Source organism: Methylobacterium sp. A52T, from assembly GCF_053346095.1.
On record NZ_JBKFBI010000011.1, the window covers coordinates 1 to 17588 of the forward strand.

The window sequence follows — 17588 nt, forward strand, 5'->3', positions numbered from 1 at the left end:
TCGGCGCCACGCGGGGCCGCGGCGGGGGCACGGGCCGGCCCGCGGCGGCGGCGTCCCGGGCACGGCGCCGGGCAGCCCGGGCGCGCTCGCGCTCGGCGCGCTCTTCTGGCGTCAGGGGGACGCGCGCCGGCTTCGAGGGGGCCTTGCGGTGGCGGGCGCCTTGGAAGGCAAGGCCAGCCCGGAAGGCGATGCTGATGATTGAGCTCTTAGTCTTCTCGATGCCCAGGTCGAGCAGGGCGGCACGGATCGCGGGCGTGCCGCAGCCCGTGGGCCACATCTCAAGGACGAGGGCCCGGTGCGCTGGATCCCAGGGCATCAGAGGGCCTCCTGCGCGGAGGAGGCCGGGGCGTAGGTGACGACCTTCACCAGCCCGAGGGCCAGCAGGATCGCGGGGCCGGGCTGGCGGCGGCGGGCGTGCACATCGCCGACGTACTGCTCGGAGAGGCCGATCTTCGTGGCGAGGGCCCGGATCGAGCCGGCCTCCTCGATGGCGAGCGCGAGCGCTCGCAGAGGCTCACTAGCCTCGACGTGAACATCATCAGACACGGGGGGAGAACCCTGAAAACCCAGGTGTGGCGCCCACGCATAAGCGGGGCCGCTTGTGAGCAAGATATGCAGCGCCAGTTATTCGTCAAGCAGAATTATTGGAAACCCGTGAGTTTCCGATGTGTCAGACGAACGTGTGTCGGACCTACACACCATAGAACCAGCATTAACCCTCCCAAGCACTACCTATTGCTGAGGTCGCTACTTGCGACATGCAAACTCGGGTGTACTTATAAGCGTGCCAGCGGGGACGCTGGCCCCTCAACCCCGGTTTCTTCGAGACACCCCATGAACCGCCCGCCGCTGAAGTTCGGCACCGCGTGGAGCCACGCTGGCACGTTCAAGCGCTACGGAAACGAGCTCTCCTTGTGGGTGGCAGACATCGCCACCCAGGAATTCTCCGACGCCTATAAGGGAGCGCCGAAGTCGCTCATCGATGCTGGCTACAGCTGGACCGACAAGGGCCACCGCAAGCCTGGCCTGATGCCCTGCTGGTGGGACCTCGGTCCCGTCGACCTGTGCGGATTGGCGAACGCCGCGGACCGCGCGATCCGCGAGGCCGCCTCCGCCCGCGCCGAGAAGGCCCGCGCCGCCGAAGAGCGCCACCAGCGCGAAGTCGCCGAGGTCGAGCCGCTGGCCGCCCCGATTCGTACGGAGTTGGCCGCCCTCATCGAGGGTCGCCCTTGGGCACTGGGCCGCCTGCTGGCCGAGGCGCGCGATCTCGTCGCGCAGGTATACTGGGCGCGGCCGGACCTCTGGCAGGGCGAGCGCTTGGTCGGCAACGCCCATGGCAACATCGGTCGAGCGGCCATGAGGCTTGCGAAGACCCCACCGGCGGCTTGGTTAGAACGGGTGTGGGATGAGGACGTGCGCGCGGGCGCGCTGTCTGCCTGCCGGATCTTGAGCGCGATGGACGACGACTGGGCCGCCGTCCAGAACGGTAAGGGCTGGTCACAGGCGACGTGCTGGACGGGGCATACTCTGTCCGAGATGGAAGCCTTGGATCAGTGGCATGCCGCCCACGCCCTCGGCCTGCTCCACCAGCACCGCCGCCAGCTCCCCGATCCACTGTGCGTCGTGCTCTTCGGGTCGGCCCCCACCCTCCGGAACCGCGCCGCCGCGACAGACGCCCCGACCATCGGGCTCTGACTTTCAGGGCGCCGAGGCACACTCCACGCACGGGCGGCCCCAATCCCGGGGCCGCCCACAGGACAAGGGGGACACATCATGATGAGGTTTCTGGCCGCGCTCATGCGGGCATTGATGGGGGCGGCCACGCTGCCCCTGCGGATGCTCGGGATCGGCGGGGGCGTCACGGCCGCCGACGTCGCTCGGGCCGCCATGGACGAGCCGGCCCGTGCGGCGGCGCCCCGCGAGCTGTCGCTCGGGCAGCTCCTCCGCACGCACCTTTGCGACCTCGTGGACGGGCCGGACTACAGCCGCCCGGCCCGCCAGCCGCTTCCGGCCGACGCCGCGGCGTGGATCGGCCGCATGAGGAAGGAGCAGTACACGAAGATCGCGTTCATGCGGCCGAACGAGATCGAGGCTCGCTTCCGTGCCGACACCGCGGCGGCAGAGGCAGCCCCGGCCGGGCCTGATGCTGACATCGAGGCGAACGGCCTCGCCCTGCTTCGGAAGCTCGGGCCGTCCAAGCGCGCAGACGACGAGACATTCGCCGCCTTCGCCCGCCTCGCCTGAGCGGACCGCGCTGCTGACAAGGGCCGTCCCGGGAGACCGGGGCGGCCCTCTTCGTTTCAGGCGGCAGACATGGCGGCCGCGTAGCCCCGGAGGGCGGCCCGGCTGCGCGCGAGGGCTGCATGCAGGGCGGCGTTCTCTGCGGCGAGCCGGGCGGCCTCGGCCTGCGCGGCGGCGGCCACGCGACGGGTTCGGCCGAGCTCGGCGACGAGCTGCGTGACGGCGTCCCGGTCGTCGGCGCGCTGCTCGGCGACCGCGCCGATGACCCCATCGACCGCGGCGTGCATCAGGGAGAAAGCCATGGCCCCGCGGCCGGCGACGTCGGCGCAAACGTGGGCGGTGACGTTGTTCATGGCTCTCTCCAGGCGGGGCGATCTCTCCCACCAAAAGTGGGCCTGGCCGGAATCCTCCGTCAAGAATCCGTCCGGGCCGTCCACAAATCTCGGTAAAAATTGTCCTGGGCTATTGTGCCTTTCCCTGTGCGCCCGAATAGGGCGCACGTCAGCCCACCAAATAAACCCACCTCTGCAGGCCCCAAGATCGCGTTACCTGCCTGCCGGTCCACGGCTCACGTATAGTCGAGAGTGTTTTCGCCCAACGACCTGTCCCCCCGTTACTTCGGCACTCTGCAACGACGATCCGGGCCATACGTGACATCACGTACGATCGGCCGTCCGGCCGCGGCGATGCGCTTGTATGCATACGTATATGGCAGTCTCCCTCTGAGCCGCCCCGGCCGAGAGGAGCCTCCCGATGCACATGTCGATCCCCATGGCCGAGCACGACAACACGGAAGTCGATGTCCTCCCGGCCCGCGAGACGCCCCGCCAGAAGGAGGCCCGCTTCGCCGCTGCGGCCGCCACGCGCACGGCGGACTGGCGCGCCCGGCGGGCCGAGGAGGAGGCGGCCGTCCGCCGGCAGGCCGCCCGGGACGCGGCGATCGTCGATGCCATGGTCACCGCCGGGTATGTGGCCGAGCAGGTCGCGAAGCGGACCGGGAGCAGCGAGGAGCCGTCGTTCACGGTGAAGGATGTGCTCAGGATCGCGATGGACCGCCTGATGACGCTGGGCATGACCAGGGCCGAGGCGCTCCGGCAGCTGCACGGTCGGCTCGCGCCGAACGTCGACTGCCCCTTCTGAGGCCCGCCGTCGGGCTGCGCTGGCTCCAGGACGATGCGCGCCCGCAGGCCCAGAGATGCTGCCACGGCGAGCTGGCGGTCGAGGTCCCACGCGGCGATGTCGCCTGACCGGAGGGCGGTCCTCACCTTCGGACTCGCCATGCCGACGGGATACCGGCGCAGGCTCGGCGTCCGCTCGGCGGCCCGGGCGACCGCCTCGCGGGGGGCCGCTGCGAGGGCCCCGGCGAGCTGCTCGGCAAGGCCGGCCCGGACCAGCCGGGCGGCGTCCCGCCCGGCGGCCGCGTCATGCCTGGCGATAAGGTCCATCATACCCATGTCCCCGTCACGGACCGGCTACAGTAAGGCAGCGGAACGGACGCCGACAGGCGCAGGGTTTCGGTTTGAGGCGGAGGCGGCAGGGCATCGGGGGGATCCTGTTCGAGGGCGCGCTACTAGGGGTCGCTCAGGTCCCGAGCGTCGAAGTCGACCCGACGGGCGGTCGCGCTGACCCGGACCCTGCATCGGGCCGGCTCGCCGCGCTCTCGGAGCCACCGCACCTGCGCCTCGGCCTCCGTCAGGCAGGCACGCCCCATAGCGACGAGCATTGTCCTGACGATGCGGGTGAACGGCTCGCTAGGGTAGGTCTCAGCAGCGAGCGTCAGACGGCGGAAGATTTCGCCGACAAGGCGGGAGGGAACATCAATCGAATGGCGGAGGTGGCCCGGTCAGGGCGAGCCCGCACAGGCGTCGCACCGCCCGCTAGGCGGCTTGAGGGTATTGTTCATAAAGCTGCTTCCGCGCAGGGGCAGCCGGCCGCCCTCGATGGCGGCGGGTCAGCTCTAAAGAATGTCGGACGGTCGCAAGTGCGCCCGGGACGGGGGCGGCCGGAGAAAAGCCTGGCCTAGGAGGCAGCGGGTTTCCGGAGGGTGGTCGTCATCGGGAGCGAACCTTCAAAGGTCTCCCGGGCGCGCGTGGCTATCCGCGGGAGGAATCGGCGTGTGCCGGTGCGGGGATCCCCGCCCGGAGAGCCGTGCATTTGGTCTGTGCGAACATAAGGCCTTGATTGAACCCGAAGGGCGCTGGTCGCAACCCGTGCCATGCCGGGGCACACAGCTCTACGTTGGCAAGGTCAACGACTCGCTGCTTCACCCAGGCTCACGCCATCAGCGAAATGATGCCGACCACGTGGCCGGGGTCAGGTTGACCGCCTGATCCAGTGGCGGAGGGAGCACGAAGATCCGAGGTGCCGCCGCGAAGTCGAACACGCGGTACAGCCTCCATTCGTCCGGTCGCTCACGGGATATCGCCTCCTCGTTCCGCGTCACGAAGAAGGGCGTCGTCCTCCCGCCGCGGGTCGTCTTCACCTCGATGAGGAGCTTCTTGCCCGTCTTAGGATTGATCGAGCGAATGTCGTAACCCGCGCCATCGCCCTCGTCGCGCGAAACCCAAACGACCTCGTCCATCAGGTCGGGGCGCCCGGCTGCATGAATGCCGCGCTTCTCGACCTCAATCACGAACTCCTCGCCGGCCGTGCCCAGTGCACGGTTGCGTTCGTCCCGGCTGGCCGGATCGAACTTGCGAATGAGGCGCTCAATGACTGTGTTGCGGGGGACATCACGAGGGGACGGCGGCAGCACGAACGTTTCCGAGACGGTGTCAGCACGCCGACGCGGCGAGGCAGGCACGGCATCCAGCCCCACCATGCCGGACAGGTGTCGCTCCACCTCGGCGACCAACGCGTCCTGGTAATTGAAGCGGGGCTTGTAGCCGCGCAGCCAGGGCAGTCCGAGCTCGGTCAGGACGGCGCTGATGTTCTGGTGCTTGAATTCTATGGATCCCGCCGAGCGGCCGGTGGATGCCTGAAGCCCCCGGTTGTGCTCCCTCTTATTGTATGGGCGATCGGCGAACTCGTCCGTAAGCATGGCGAAGTAGTCTGCCACGACCGCGGCGACTTCTGTCGGGGTCCAGTCGGTCCCTGTCGGTGATGGTTCAGGCTGAGGCTGCATTCCCGCTTCAGCCTGCCAAGGAGGAAGTCCATGCCGAGAGCATCTGTGCCTCGGTGCATCTGACACGTTCGTCGACGGTCCTCGAAGCCGTCAGGCTCCGGAACACGCGCTGCTCCATCGCGTGCGCGGCGACCGAGTTCGTCCAATGTTGCTTCAGGGCGAGGTTCCAGCCTTCACCGATTTCCTCGACGGGTACGTGCTTGTTGACATCTTTCAGGCGCTGATCGATGTCCTGGGTGTGCCCGACCTTCCACACGCCGCGCTTCCCGAAACGCATCGCGTAGGTCCAAGCGTCTGCCTCCGTGGTCCTCGTGACGGTTCCGGTCCAGTCTGTCGGTGTCGGTCCGGTCGTGGGACGACCGGATGCCAGGGCGTCGCTCAAGGCCAGCAGCCTCGCGACACTCGGGACCAGGGGAACCGTCACCTCCGTCTTCGGCAGCGCCAGCACCGCGCGCGTATCGGTCTCGTCGAGCCGGACGGCACGGACGGTGGCCTCGAACGTCAGCTGCTCGCGAAGAACGTCGATCAGCTTCAGTCGTGGGTCCGCGAACCGCCAAGCGCGAAGGATCGGGAGGCCCTTGGGCCATAGAAGCGATCCATCGGCCGCATAGAAGCTCGGGTCCATCCTGGCAGGATCGATCACGTCACGGACATCGACGGGAATGCGCGCGAACTCCGCCATGCCAAGGAGACGGCCACGTTCATGCTCGGCGGTCGGTTCGCCCTGGGTCCCAACGAACACGATGAGGTCGCCCGGCGACGATCCGGTGATGAGGGCGTCCCTGTTTCCGGCCTTGCCAAAGGCGATGACGGGATGCCTCTCGGGATCGAAGCCGTAGAACCGCTTGGCGAAGACGCGCATGATTTCCGCCTATGCTGCCAAGGCCGTCGCGAACACCTGATCGAGATCGCTGTCCGACACGGGCGGCATCAGCAAATTACGGGACATTCTCCGCTTCCCGTCCAGAAGTCTATCCAACGTCACGTCAAAAGTCTTATCCCCGAGCGCCGGGTGGACGGCCATCGGGACGTGGATGGTCACGGGGCGCTCCTGGCCGATCCGATAGACGCGGTCGTTGCACTGATCCTCGACGGCCGGGTTCCACCAACGGCTGAGATGGATCACGTGGTTCGCCGCCGTTATCGTCAAGCCCACGCCCGCGGCCTTCGGAGACAGGATCATCGCGTCGAAGCCGCGACGCCTCGCCTGGAAATCATCGACCATGTCCTGGCGCCGATGACCGGGGGTGTCGCCGTTGATGATGAGCGGTCGCTCCATGCCGAACATCGTCGACATGGCGTTCGCCATCTGCGCCTGCATGCTCCGCTGCTCGACGAAGATCAGCCCCTTCTCACCGAGACGCTCCAGTTCGCGGAGCACCTCGAAGGATTTTCCCAGCCGGGCTGACCTGGCGATCCACGCCTCGCAGCCGGCCACGGACAGAAGATCGTCCGAGAGTGCGTCCCCCGGGTAAAGCGATATGCCTCGGAGATTCTGGATGACTTCGAGCATGGCACCGCGAGCCCGCGGACCTTCCATGCCGAGGGCCTTGGCAACGACGTCGCCGTAAGCCTTCGCCTGCACGTCCGGCATGACTGTCCGGTAGGGCGTGACGGTCTTGGTCGGCAGGCCCTCCAGGACGTCGTCCTTCATCCGGCGCAGCATGATCGCCGGCGCGCCGTCCAGAGGCTTCATCATCCGGTCCGAAAGGTCCCGGTAGCGGTCGATGTCGCCGCTCTTGTACGTGTTCGAGAACGTCTTCAGGTCTCGGAGGAAGCCGGGGAAAACCCGGTCCATGATCGACCAAAGATCCTCGATCCGGTTCTCGATTGGCGTGCCGGTCAGGCCGAGCACGAAATCGGCGTTCACGGCCTTCGCGGCCCAGGTGTTGAGCGTCCCCGGGTCCTTCACCTTCTGCATCTCGTCGAAGAGCACCGCCGAGAAGCCGACCCGCGCGAACGATACATGGTTGTCGGCGAGCGTTTCATAGGTCGTCAGGACCCAGTCCTGCTTCTCCAAAAGCCTCCAGTTCAGCGTCTCGCCTTGGTCTCGCGCGGCCTGATCCGGGTTTCGGAACTTGCGTATGCTAGAACCGAAGACGTCGGCGCGGTTCTCACCCAAAGCGTTCGGTGCAAGGTGCTTCTCGGCCTCCTTGATCCAGTTCTGGAGGAGGGACGTCGGCGCGACGATGAGAAGGGGGCCCTTGGGGACGCCCGCGGCCGCCTTGGCCCTGGCCGCTTTCCGGTTCGCCTTCATCCAGGCGAGGAAGGCCAAGCCCTGGTAGCTCTTCCCAAGTCCCATGTCGTCGGCCAGCAGGACACCAGGCCAGCCGGCCTTCCAAGCCCCGACGAGCCAGTCGAAGCCTTCGACCTGGTGCGGCTTGAAGCTCGTTCGCCCCATGCGGTCCGTCGGCAGACCATCGCCGATCACTGTCGGCCGCGGCTTGCGCGTCACCTCGAACGTGACGTCCTCGAAGTTGGTCTCGATCTTGACCACTACCGGCTCGCGCGGACCCGCCGTACCGGCGGCCGACGTGCTGACGGCCGGCTCGTCATCGTCGGCAGGCTGCACGCTCTCATCGACGGGCTGCCGTTCGTGGATGACGTCGGCGACCTGTCGGAGGATATCCCGTGCCACCGGCACCGGTAGCTCGCCGTCACCGCAGGCGACCCGCTCCCGGCCTTCGACTTCGGCCTTGGGGACGTCGGTGGCGAGCTGCCGCGCGTCCTTCAGGGTGATCTCGGAAGGACGACCTTCAACCACCACCGGGAACTTCTCGGGCAGCCATTCCGTGCTGGCCTTCGACAGCCAAGAAAGCTCTGGCTTCTCCCAGACGCCCAGCCCGATCACACGGTCAGAATACTGCTTCGTCTCGACGAAGAGCGCCGATACCGTCGGGTCACCGGGATCGAGGCCGAGATCCAGGGCGATCTGCGTCCTCGGGTTCTTCACGAAGGCGCGCTTGCGGTCCTCCGGGGCGGTTCGCATGGTCCGGACGACTTCGAGCGCCTTCTGCAGGCCCGGATCCACCAGGAGGTACGTACTCCGGCGTAGGTTGTAGGCCCGCCTCACGCCGGCGGCGGTCTCGAACGTCCGTTCGAAGGCACTTTGGTCGGCATGGGCGAGCAGGGTCGAGGTCTCGACGTCAATCAGTTCATCGAAGGCCCCGCCCGCGACGTCGGCATCCTCCTCGATCACGGGGGCGTCGTCTTCGAGCGAACGGGCCCGTTCCCGGCTCATGAGCACGGGCACGAAATCGATCGCGTCACCCTTCCGCGTGACGTCCAGGGCGAAGGATCCCGCCTGGAAGACGGTCAGGCCCTTCGTGTAGCTGTCCGCCTTAACGGAATCCGGGTTCACGACCGCGAGCGCCGAGGTGACCTCGCTCCATCGCGCGACCCTGGCGTCGATGTCCTGGCCGGAAGTCGAGTTGTAGCCTTCGATGGCTTCGAGCAGTCGATAGAGCGGGGCGGTCAGTCGGCCCGACCGTTCGCCCCAACGGATCTCGATCCCGGATCGGGTCGGCGTGATCCGGCCGTAAGACGTCTCGCGCCACTCGGTATCGATGCGGCTCTTCTCGTCGCTGATGGCGCCCCGGAAAGAGATGTCCACGATCAACGGGGCGATCTCCGGCATCCCCATCATCGAAGCCAGACCGGATGGCAGGTCGGCAGCGGCGGAGTTGCCGACGATGAGGGTGTCACCCTTCCATTCGGCCTGACCCTCCGCAACCAGAGGAAGAAGCCGCCGAACGGCTTGCGCCAACGGCTCAGGAACGCTTGCCCACTCGGCAGCCGGTCTGATGCTGGCCTTGCCGAAAAGGGGGATCCTGACCCGTGGGGGCTCGACCAGGGTGACCTCGACATGGTCGGGGCGGCACTCGGTCCGAAGCTTCAGCACCATCTCACACCCTGTACTCCGACTCCATCACGCGCACGTTCGTGAGGAGGAAGATCTCGTTCGCGACCTTCACCTGCCAATTGTAGCCCTCGGACCCGGCGTGCGTGATCTCCGCCACCTTGAACTGCGGGGTGCTCTGCCGGCCCACGCGGACCTCGTCCGTATCGTACAGGGACTTGCTCAGGGCCGGGGCCGTCGGATCGGCCCTGTCGTGCCAGATGTTGCAGCGGCCGTTGTGGCTCCACTCGGCGACAACGCCTCGACCGACCTTGAGGAGCAGTACGGCATGGCCGCGTTCGATTGGCTTGCGGCCGCCGCTCGTCCAACGCGCGTAGGGTGCCTTCACGTCGAATAGACGCTTGGCCGTCCGGTCCCCGACTTCATCGAAGACGACCCAGGCATCGTCGATGAGGCCGCGCCTATGGACGGCCTCCCAGAAGGCGCGGCGATACCGCCACTGGAAGTCGTAGGCACCCTGGTCGACGACATCGAGGAATTGCCGCAGGGAGAGCGCCGTCAGCCATTTCAGAACGGTCGGCTTGCTGGTCATCGGCTGCCAGCGCGCCTGCTTCAGGCGGGGGTCCCCGAACCGGGCGACGAGGAACTTCAGGGTGGCGTCCATCGCCGTGCGGTCCACGTCGACATCGGCCAGCGGCAGCACCAGGGCGTCGACGTAGGTCCCGCGCCGATGCTCGAAGATGACCGACCCGTCCTGCCTCGTGCCCCAAGCCTGGATTGACGCGAGCCTCGCCTGGGGGCTGAGCGACCTGTCCGTCCTCAGCCGGTCCAGGCCGGCCAGGAAGGCGGCTTCCGCCAGGCCGGCCTCGGCGCCGAGGTTCTGGATCCCGAAATCGGCCAAGACCCGGCTCGGGGAGATCTTCCGGTCGAGCGCGATGCCGGCAATCGTGCGGGGCGCGGTCCGAGGGTCGAACAGATTGAGGTAGCGGGCAGCCTCGGTGAGCGGCCCGGTCATGCGGGACGCGAGGTCGCGAAGGGTGGCGGCGATATCGTTGAGCGCGGAGGTGGGTCGGTCCGCCTCGCTCGGGTCGAAGCGCACGATGTACGCGGACGCCAGGCGCCTGAAGGTGGACTTGCGAGATGCCGTCCGCACGTGGGCGAGAAACCTGGCAAGGACGGTGGGCTCTCGGACCAGCGGCCTCTTGCCGTCCCACAGGCACCACGGGGCGAGGTTTACGTCCCTGCGCTCGGGGACAGCGCCCGCGGAGAAGGCTTGGATGATCCGCGTGGCGATCTGGTCGAGATCCGGCGGCGGTGCCGGCTCGACCTCGATGGTGGGGGCCGGGATCTCCTGGGCGACCACCGCCAGCGCTGCCGTCGTCGGCAACGCCGGAAACGTCGACGGCCGGGTGCGGATCTCCGCGATGGCGCTCTTCACTTGCATGCGGCGATGCTGTCCTGGCTGATCGCCGCCAAGCGGCTGATCTGCGCCTTCACCTCGTCGTTGAGGGCGATGATGTCCCTGAGGTTGATCGTCGTGTCGGCATCCATCACGAAACGGAGGTCGATGCGGCGGTTCTTCTCCCAAGCCTCGCGGTCCTCGCCGGAGGCGATAGGCCGGGTCGACGAGTACCCCGATACGGACACGATCTGCTCCCCGCGCCGGTTGCGGAAGTCCCGCAGATCGGGCGACCCCGCCGTCATCTCGCGGTAGGTCGCTGTCGCGCGCTCGGTGGACAGCAGCCAGTTTCGACGGTCACGCTCGGCGAGGTCCGGGACGCCGGTCGTGTCGGTGTGCCCCTCGATGAAGATGGTCTCCAGCGAGGCGCCCTGGAACTTGCCGCACGCTTCCGTACGACCCTGCTTGCAGGCGGCGTACTCGGCCACGACGTCGGTGAGGACGCGGCCGATGCGGGTCAGGGCGTCGCGCGCACGGGCGTCGAGATCGGATCGGTTTGGGGCGAACCTAACGGCGTCCTCGGTCAGTCGGAGCACCCCGTTACGCTCGTCCACCTGTACCGCCAGCCCCTGCGCGATCAGGCGCTTGCTGATGTCGGTGAGCAGGCGGCGGCGTTGATCCGCGGCGAGTTCCAGCGCCTCGATCTGGTTGCGCACGTCGCCCTGGATCTTGTTGACCTTGTCGTTGATGTCGGCGCTGAGAGCCGCGTTCTTGGTTAGCAGCTCCGTCAGGCAGTCCTTGATCCGCTTGGAGTCGTCGTCGCCCTTTCGGTAGTTCAGGGCGAAGACCATCAGCATGATGATGAAAATGAACAGCATGCCGACCATCATGTCGGTCATGGAGATGAAGTAGTTCTCGGACTCTTCGACCTGTTCCTCTGTGGTGCTGAGCATGGCTTGGCCTTACGCGTCCTCGGCGGCCATCTTCTGCACCCTCGCGAGGAAGGTATCGAACGTTTCGGAGAGGTCGTCGGTGTTCTCCGCCAATGAGCCGGCGATGGCTTGCAGCCGCTGGACGGCGAGGCTGCAGCCCTCGTCGATCTTGACCGCGAACGAGGCGATGCTCTCCTGCTGCTTGGCCGTCTCGGAGGCGAGGGCTCGGACCGCGTCCGAAAGAGCCTGGTCGACCGTGCCGAACCGTTCCTCGTAAGACCGCCAAGCCGTCTCGACCGCCTGGTGGCCTTGCTCCAAGCGGTCAGCAAGCGACTTGGCAGCGTCCTGACCGAGCCTGAGCCCTTCGACCGCACCGCGTGTCGCCTCCTCCATCGCCCTGGTCGATACGGCAATCCTTTCCGAAGCCTGCAGCAGGGGCGTCGAGGCGGCCGTGACGTCGCTCGCGACCCTCCCGAACGCGACCGATGCCTCGTTCGTCCGGTCCACCGTCTCCCTCGCGGCGGCCGTCTGGGAGGCGAAGGCCTGCTCGGACGAGCGCAGGGCGGCCGACATCCTGTCGACGTCCGCACCGAACTTCTCGACGGTTTCCGTAAAGCCGGACTTGATCGCCTGGGCAGTCTCGGCGGCGGCCTTGCCCGCGGCTGCCACGGTCTGTGCCGTGGCCTCGCGGGACCGCGCGGCGGCGGCCTCGGCCTCGCGGCCGATCTGGTCCTGGATGGCCGCGACGGTCTCTCGGAACGAGCCCATCTGCCGCTCCACCTGATCCAGCATGCCCGTCATGCTGTCGCGCACGGCTGTGGTCGCCATCCGTCCCGCTTCGGCCATGTCGCGGTCCAGGCGTTCCCGGGTCGCGTCCGCCGAGACCGCGAGCGACCTGAGAAGGCTCTCGATGGTCTCCCGGCTCGCCTGATTGTTCGCCTGGAACTGGTTGCCGGCATCCGAGATGAGGCCGGCCAGGCGCTCGGTGGCTTCGGACATCCGCCGCGCGAAGTCCTGCCCTGAACCGGCCAAGTCGGACTTGACCGCGCCGAGCGCGTCCTTGGTCTGCGCGAGCGTGGCAGAAAGGTCCTTGAGCTCGTTTCCGGCCCCGCCATGGAGGGCGTCCATGAACTTGTTCATGAGGCCCTCGGTGCCGGTACGGCTGTTGTCTTCCAGCTTTCCGACGGTCGCCTGCAACTGGTCGGCCAGCGGCGTCACCGCCCGGCCCACGGCGGCCTCCAACGCCGGACCGATGACCTGGCCGAGGCGGTCGAAGAACTGGGCATCGTTGATGTTCTTGAGTTGCTCGACCTGCTCACGGTTCGAGGCGGCGAGCTGCGTCAGCACGTACTGGGGTGCCAGGAAGTGGGTGCGGTCCTCGATGCGATGGCAGAACCGGTCGAAGCCCGTCTCGATGATGATCGAGTAGACCTTGAAGACGAGCGCGAGGAACAGCGACGAGAAGAGGCCTGCGATGGAGGTCGAGAACTTGAACGTCGCCGCGTCGAGGAGCTCGCGCAGCGACTGCGTCATCCCCTCCGGCGAGCCGGCCACGCCCGCCGCCGCCTTCGACAACGCGATGACGAGGCCGACGAAGGTGAGGAGCAGCCCGAGCCCGACGAAGTAGCCGGGGACAGTGGGCATGAGCTTCATGCCCATCAGGCGCTCGCGGACGACGGACGGGCCGAAGAACGAGGCCGGCCTCATCGTGCGGATCACGACCTGATCGCGCATGCACGTCTTGGCGAACTCCTGCCAGGCGTGCCCAACGAGGCCATGGCGAGACAGTCTCTGGTTGATGCGGTCGAAGTTGGCCAGGAATGCCTTCTCGTCAGGGGCGTCGGCCCCGAACTGCTTCCGGGCCAACCGGAGCGATATCCGGATCGCCAGGACGTGGGCGATCAGCGAGGCGAACGCCAGCCCGACGGCCGTCGAGACGATGGCGCAGGCCAGGGCGAAGGCGAACTCAGGGTGCCCGACGTTGGCGAAGTCACCGCGCCCGATCTCGCCCCCGACCGCACCGACGAGCGCGAGGTTCGACCGGCTCGACAGAACGGGAAGGAAATAGGACCCGGTGTATCCGATGACGAACAGGCCCCAGAACAGGGGGAACCGAACAAGAGGTGTCCAAACCACCGGCCTCATCGCCACACATACCCCGCCTCAGTCGGCCGCGTGTTCGTCACGGTTCACCGACGTTCTCTTCTCGATCCATTGGCGCACCGCCTCCTCCACGATGGCGGAGGCGGTCGTTTCGTCGTCCACCGCGAGCTTCTTCAGGTCCTTGATGAGCTCCGGAGGCAGGTAGACGAGAAGCTGCCGCCGGCCGTCGGCGCGGACGCGTGATGCCTCTGTGTTGCCCATCGTCCGCTTCGACCCAAAGTCCGGATAGCCAGATAGCCGGATAGCGCCCGCTCAGAATCCCACGCGATTCGAAGCTTTGCAATTCGAATCCTTGGATTCCGCAACCAGAAAGCGAACGGCCGAGTGGTGCGCCTTGGCGTGTCAGTCGAAAAGCGTTGCCGGTGCTGGCCGATCAGAGAGGTATTTCAGCTTGGTGAGGCGCACCCGTGCAGCGTCTCGCGATACGGCGAAGGCGTCGGTGACGGCGGCAATCAGAATATTGGCAGGCTCTGATCCTACCAGGAAGGGAGCGAGTTTTCCGCTCGCGATCACGAGAGGCCGGAGTATTCCGTTGAGCGTCTCACGGGGCATCAGGAAAGCGCCGCTGGCGTAGGACGCCTGCCACTCCATCCAATCAGAATGGGGGGCGTCCACCATCGTGTCGCGTTTGCAGACGACGCGAGCGCCTGCCCGGTCGGTGAACAGGTCACCTGACGCAAACCGCATTTGAAAAACTTCGTCGTGAAAGACGGCATGACCTAGTTCGTGGGCGAGCGTCGTTCGGTAGCGATTTTCCCGTGAGGCGCTTTCGGAGAGCGTTCCGGATACCTTGATTTCAGGTTGCTTTCCGACGGCGAAATTTGTGACGCCTTCGACGTCAAACCCGTCATCGGTCAGGTCGGCATATACATCGAGATCAGAAACATTTTGTTCGACCAGCACGAAGAGTTCGTCTGTAGTCAGCGGGAAGCGGATGCGGCCCACCCTGTCTTCCAGAAAACGACGAACGATGACCTCGCAAGCTTGGTCGAGGTCTCTCTCCAGATAATACGGACGCGTGCCGAACCGCCCCGTCCTGTCTGTCACCCAAGAGACCATCCTGAGCGTTTACTTGGATGTTCGACGGAATGCACTAAACATTTGCACGACATCCTCTCGTGGAATGTTTGCCTTCCTGACGTCAGATGGCAATATGCCCGATAGGTAAAAAAGATAGTCTGCCTCGACCTTCAAAGCCTCAGAGAATTGACTAATGATGTGGTCAGATGTTGGCTGCCTTCTATCTCTTTCAATATCATTTAAATATTGTGGCGTGATCGGCCGATCATCATCCTCCTTCTGGATCATGCTAGCCAATTCCTTTTGGCTTATGCCAAGCTGCTTTCTGCGGGCAGCAATATAGGAGCCAAAGGTCGAAGACATTGTCGATCTGCCATTGTCAGCCAATTCGCGGATCAGCGTACCACCGACTGATTCGGTCGGGTACCCATCCGCAAAGGTATGGTGAATGTGGGCGTTCTCTCAACGGCGCATGCGTCCGGCAGGGCCATGCTAGGCGCGTCCGGGTCCGTCGGTCACTGAAGCGGGCAGACCTGCATGGTGCCGCAACAGGTCATGCCACGGCTCTTCGCGTCAGCCACGAATTGGGACAGCTCCTTCTTGCGGAGCCTCTCCTGTCGCAACACGCCAACGACGTCATCGCGGTGCGGGCAGTTTCGCCTCAAGACAGCGTGCCCATCCCGGCGTCTGCGGCCGCACGGGCACGGACAACGGCCGTTTCGGAGACGGTCGCCCGTCTTTCTCAAGAGCGGATCAAGGAAGGCCAGAACCGAAGTGTCGCCCTGCATGAAGGCTTCGTACGCGTCGACGAGGCCGGCCTTCTCGGCGTGATCCAAAGCCAGCTGATGGTGCAAGCCGGCGTCGCCATGCGACAGGGCGTGTTGCTCGGGCCAAAGTCCGGTCCGGGCTGCCGTTCGCTGCATGCGCAGGAAATCTTCCAGCCGGTTCCACCATCCCGCGGCCGATTGCGGATCCGTCACGGTCGTGTGCTGGCGCAGACCGAGGCAGAACCAGCCACCGCCCTCGATATGCCGCTCGAAGCAGCGAACGGGAAAGATCGTGCCCGGAGCGCGCTCACGCACCCGGACAGCCCCACCCACCTGCATCACCTCAAGCTCGACCCTCAACGCCGCCGTGGCGGCGTTGAGGGTGACGGTCGCCAAGCCGGTCATCCGGTGGATGGACGTGGCGTAAACCAGGAACCAGGCTGGCGCTTCCGCGACTGCCAGCCGAAAGGGGCTGTCAGCCGTTGCCATGGAAGCGATGCTCCGGCTCGGGGCGCCGGATGGCCGGGGCCGCAGCCGCCAACCTCGACACGGCCGGTGCCGACGGCGTCCCGAGCAGGGCATCGACGGCCTCGTAATCGAGGTTGGAGGCCTTGCCGGTGCGGAAGATCTGCTTCACGCGGGAATGGGCGACTTCCCTGGCGGCCGGACCGAGGCTCGTCTCGATACCCGAGCACTCCTGCTGCAGGGCCTCCGAGCCCGAAACCGCGCGGCTGGAGGCGCACCGGACGCTCCGGTCCCCTCGAATCCCGAGCCGCGTCACCGGCGTCGGTCCCAGTTCCAGGCCGATGGCGATGCCCAGGTCGGCGATGCCCGGCAGCATCGCCTGACACAGGTTGAACGACGAGCGGATGCCGCCCGCCATCCTGACAGCCGTCTCGACGGAGGCGGCCTTGTCGGTCTCGTAGCGCGAGCCCTCGGCAACGATGCCGTGCACGCAGTCGCCGATGAAGCGAACCTTCCTGCCGTTGAAGTCATCCTTCACGACCGCGGCGAGCTCGCCCCGGATGACGTGAAGGTTGGCCACCATCGGCGCGATCTGATGCGAGGCGATGCAGCGGTCCACGTATGCGGTGAAGCCGTCCAGATCGGCGAAGATCGACATCATCGGCATGCGCACCGAGTTGCTCGGCACCAAGAGGCCGAAATCGATGGTGCGGAGCGGGGGCTCGTGGTGGTGGAAGTGAAACACCGCCTCGGAGAGGTTCTCCATGAGCACCCGGTCGCTCTGCAACGCCCGGATGGCGGCGTCGACCTGGGCGCGGATAGGCTGGGTATCCTGCATCCAGGAGGGGCGCCCGAGCTTCTCGTTGAGGAACTGGATGCGGTCCCTCTCGGACAGGGCCATGGCGCGCTCCTGGAGCAACGAGCCGGTGCGGTTCTGACCGAGCACATCGCGGGCGTTGTCGCTGAGGAAGATCCCCGGCATGTCACCCGCCGCGATCTTGGCCGCGTAGTTCGCCGGTCGGCCCAGGAAGAGGGGTTCCGGCTCGTGCTTCCTGCCACTGCTGATGGCGACCGCCTTCCCGGTGTCGATGCCGATGCGAACGCGGGTGCTCAGCTTGGACTTGCCCAGGCGAGGAGCAGCCTCCTCAATAGTTTCCTTCAGCGCGTTCGCCATCGCGATGGCGCGGAGGACGCGCTGACGCTCGTCGCCGGGCGGCGTCACGACGACGGCGTGCAGGCGAGGGCCGTGGAAATCGACACGCTGCGCCTCATATTCGGTGACGATGCGGTCGGCCGCTGAGTAATGCAGGTGAAGGAACTGCATGAGGCGCCGGCTGGCTGCTTCGGTCTCGCGTCCGTCCTCAAGCATCGCGTCGTGATAGCCGATGAGGTTCACGTAGACGTGGACGCCATCGACGAGGATCGCTTTCCGATCCGGCACGCTGAAGATCGGTGCCTCGTCCCGGCCGAGGAGTTTTCCGCGAGCCGTCAGGTCGGCCCGTCGCCGGGTGAGGTAGCCCTGATCGAAATTCTCGACGACCACCGCCGCCTTCGGCACGGTGTTCATCAGGTTGGCGATGCGCGTGCGGCTGCGCGAGACGTCCCAGGCCATGGTCGG

General features: G+C 66.3%; 16 protein-coding genes and 1 pseudogene. 3 read left to right on the plus strand and 14 right to left on the minus strand.

Translation table 11 applies throughout. The annotated features are described in order from the left end of the window. Together ACLBYE_RS04690 and ACLBYE_RS04695 are read right to left on the minus strand one after the other, a co-directional pair. Window positions 1-316, minus strand: a pseudogene (locus tag ACLBYE_RS04690) (hypothetical protein); the annotation flags it as partial. Then, window positions 316-546 (minus strand): hypothetical protein, encoded by a 231-nt coding sequence (locus tag ACLBYE_RS04695; protein WP_447693249.1) that lies wholly within the window; start codon window positions 544-546, stop codon window positions 316-318. The pseudogene ACLBYE_RS04690 and the gene ACLBYE_RS04695, both read right to left, overlap by 1 nt. A 288-nt stretch (window positions 547-834) precedes the next feature. Between ACLBYE_RS04695 and ACLBYE_RS04700 the strand changes: the two genes are divergently transcribed. Together ACLBYE_RS04700 and ACLBYE_RS04705 are read left to right on the plus strand one after the other, a co-directional pair. Further along, window positions 835-1695, plus strand: a complete 861-nt coding sequence (locus tag ACLBYE_RS04700) for a hypothetical protein (protein WP_447693250.1) — start codon at window positions 835-837, stop codon at window positions 1693-1695. A gap of 78 nt (window positions 1696-1773) precedes the next feature. Next, complete coding sequence (locus ACLBYE_RS04705) at window positions 1774-2244, plus strand: hypothetical protein (RefSeq protein WP_447693251.1); 471 nt, start codon at window positions 1774-1776, stop codon at window positions 2242-2244. Window positions 2245-2300: 56 nt separating this feature from the next. On the opposite strand, the gene ACLBYE_RS04710 is transcribed toward ACLBYE_RS04705, so the two are convergent. Continuing rightward, entirely contained in the window at window positions 2301-2594 is a 294-nt protein-coding gene (locus ACLBYE_RS04710; RefSeq protein ID WP_447693252.1) for a hypothetical protein, read from the minus strand. A gap of 400 nt (window positions 2595-2994) precedes the next feature. Between ACLBYE_RS04710 and ACLBYE_RS04715 the strand changes: the two genes are divergently transcribed. After that, window positions 2995-3381 (plus strand): hypothetical protein, encoded by a 387-nt coding sequence (locus ACLBYE_RS04715; protein WP_447693253.1) that lies wholly within the window; start codon window positions 2995-2997, stop codon window positions 3379-3381. Window positions 3382-4522: 1141 nt separating this feature from the next. Here ACLBYE_RS04715 and ACLBYE_RS04720 read toward each other — a convergent pair. The 11 genes from ACLBYE_RS04720 to ACLBYE_RS04770 all read right to left on the minus strand — a co-directional run bounded on the left by ACLBYE_RS04720 (window position 4523) and on the right by ACLBYE_RS04770 (window position 17582). After that, window positions 4523-5299, minus strand: a complete 777-nt coding sequence (locus ACLBYE_RS04720) for a DUF3883 domain-containing protein (protein WP_447693254.1) — start codon at window positions 5297-5299, stop codon at window positions 4523-4525. A gap of 73 nt (window positions 5300-5372) precedes the next feature. Next, on the minus strand, window positions 5373-6227 hold the full coding sequence (locus tag ACLBYE_RS04725) for a hypothetical protein (RefSeq protein ID WP_447693255.1): 855 nt from the start codon (window positions 6225-6227) through the stop codon (window positions 5373-5375). Window positions 6228-6236: 9 nt separating this feature from the next. Next, window positions 6237-9269 carry a DEAD/DEAH box helicase gene (locus tag ACLBYE_RS04730; protein WP_447693256.1) on the minus strand — a complete coding sequence of 1011 codons (3033 nt, stop codon included), beginning with the start codon at window positions 9267-9269 and terminating at the stop codon, window positions 6237-6239. Between the two features lies 1 nt (window position 9270). After that, entirely contained in the window at window positions 9271-10662 is a 1392-nt protein-coding gene (locus ACLBYE_RS04735; protein WP_447693257.1) for an EH signature domain-containing protein, read from the minus strand. Next, window positions 10659-11576 (minus strand): OmpA/MotB family protein, encoded by a 918-nt coding sequence (locus ACLBYE_RS04740; RefSeq protein WP_447693258.1) that lies wholly within the window; start codon window positions 11574-11576, stop codon window positions 10659-10661. The genes ACLBYE_RS04735 and ACLBYE_RS04740 overlap by 4 nt, the downstream gene beginning before the upstream one ends. A gap of 9 nt (window positions 11577-11585) precedes the next feature. Beyond that, window positions 11586-13700, minus strand: coding sequence for an anti-phage ZorAB system protein ZorA (zorA, locus tag ACLBYE_RS04745; RefSeq protein WP_447693291.1), 2115 nt, complete (start codon window positions 13698-13700; stop codon window positions 11586-11588). An 18-nt stretch (window positions 13701-13718) separates the two neighbouring features. Then, window positions 13719-13919: a ribbon-helix-helix domain-containing protein gene (locus ACLBYE_RS04750; RefSeq protein ID WP_447693259.1), complete on the minus strand. Its 201-nt coding sequence runs from the start codon at window positions 13917-13919 to the stop codon at window positions 13719-13721. 141 nt (window positions 13920-14060) lie between these two features. Then, window positions 14061-14765, minus strand: coding sequence for an ImmA/IrrE family metallo-endopeptidase (locus tag ACLBYE_RS04755; RefSeq protein ID WP_447693260.1), 705 nt, complete (start codon window positions 14763-14765; stop codon window positions 14061-14063). Window positions 14766-14786: 21 nt separating this feature from the next. Then, the gene (locus ACLBYE_RS04760; protein WP_447686014.1) at window positions 14787-15101 is read right to left on the minus strand and encodes a helix-turn-helix domain-containing protein; all 315 of its coding nucleotides are present in this window, start codon (window positions 15099-15101) and stop codon (window positions 14787-14789) included. A gap of 152 nt (window positions 15102-15253) precedes the next feature. Then, the gene (locus tag ACLBYE_RS04765; protein ID WP_447693261.1) at window positions 15254-15994 is read right to left on the minus strand and encodes an E2 domain-containing protein; all 741 of its coding nucleotides are present in this window, start codon (window positions 15992-15994) and stop codon (window positions 15254-15256) included. Then, window positions 15981-17582, minus strand: a complete 1602-nt coding sequence (locus ACLBYE_RS04770) for an adenylate/guanylate cyclase domain-containing protein (RefSeq protein ID WP_447693262.1) — start codon at window positions 17580-17582, stop codon at window positions 15981-15983. The genes ACLBYE_RS04765 and ACLBYE_RS04770 overlap by 14 nt, the downstream gene beginning before the upstream one ends. Window positions 17583-17588: the final 6 nt, after the last annotated feature.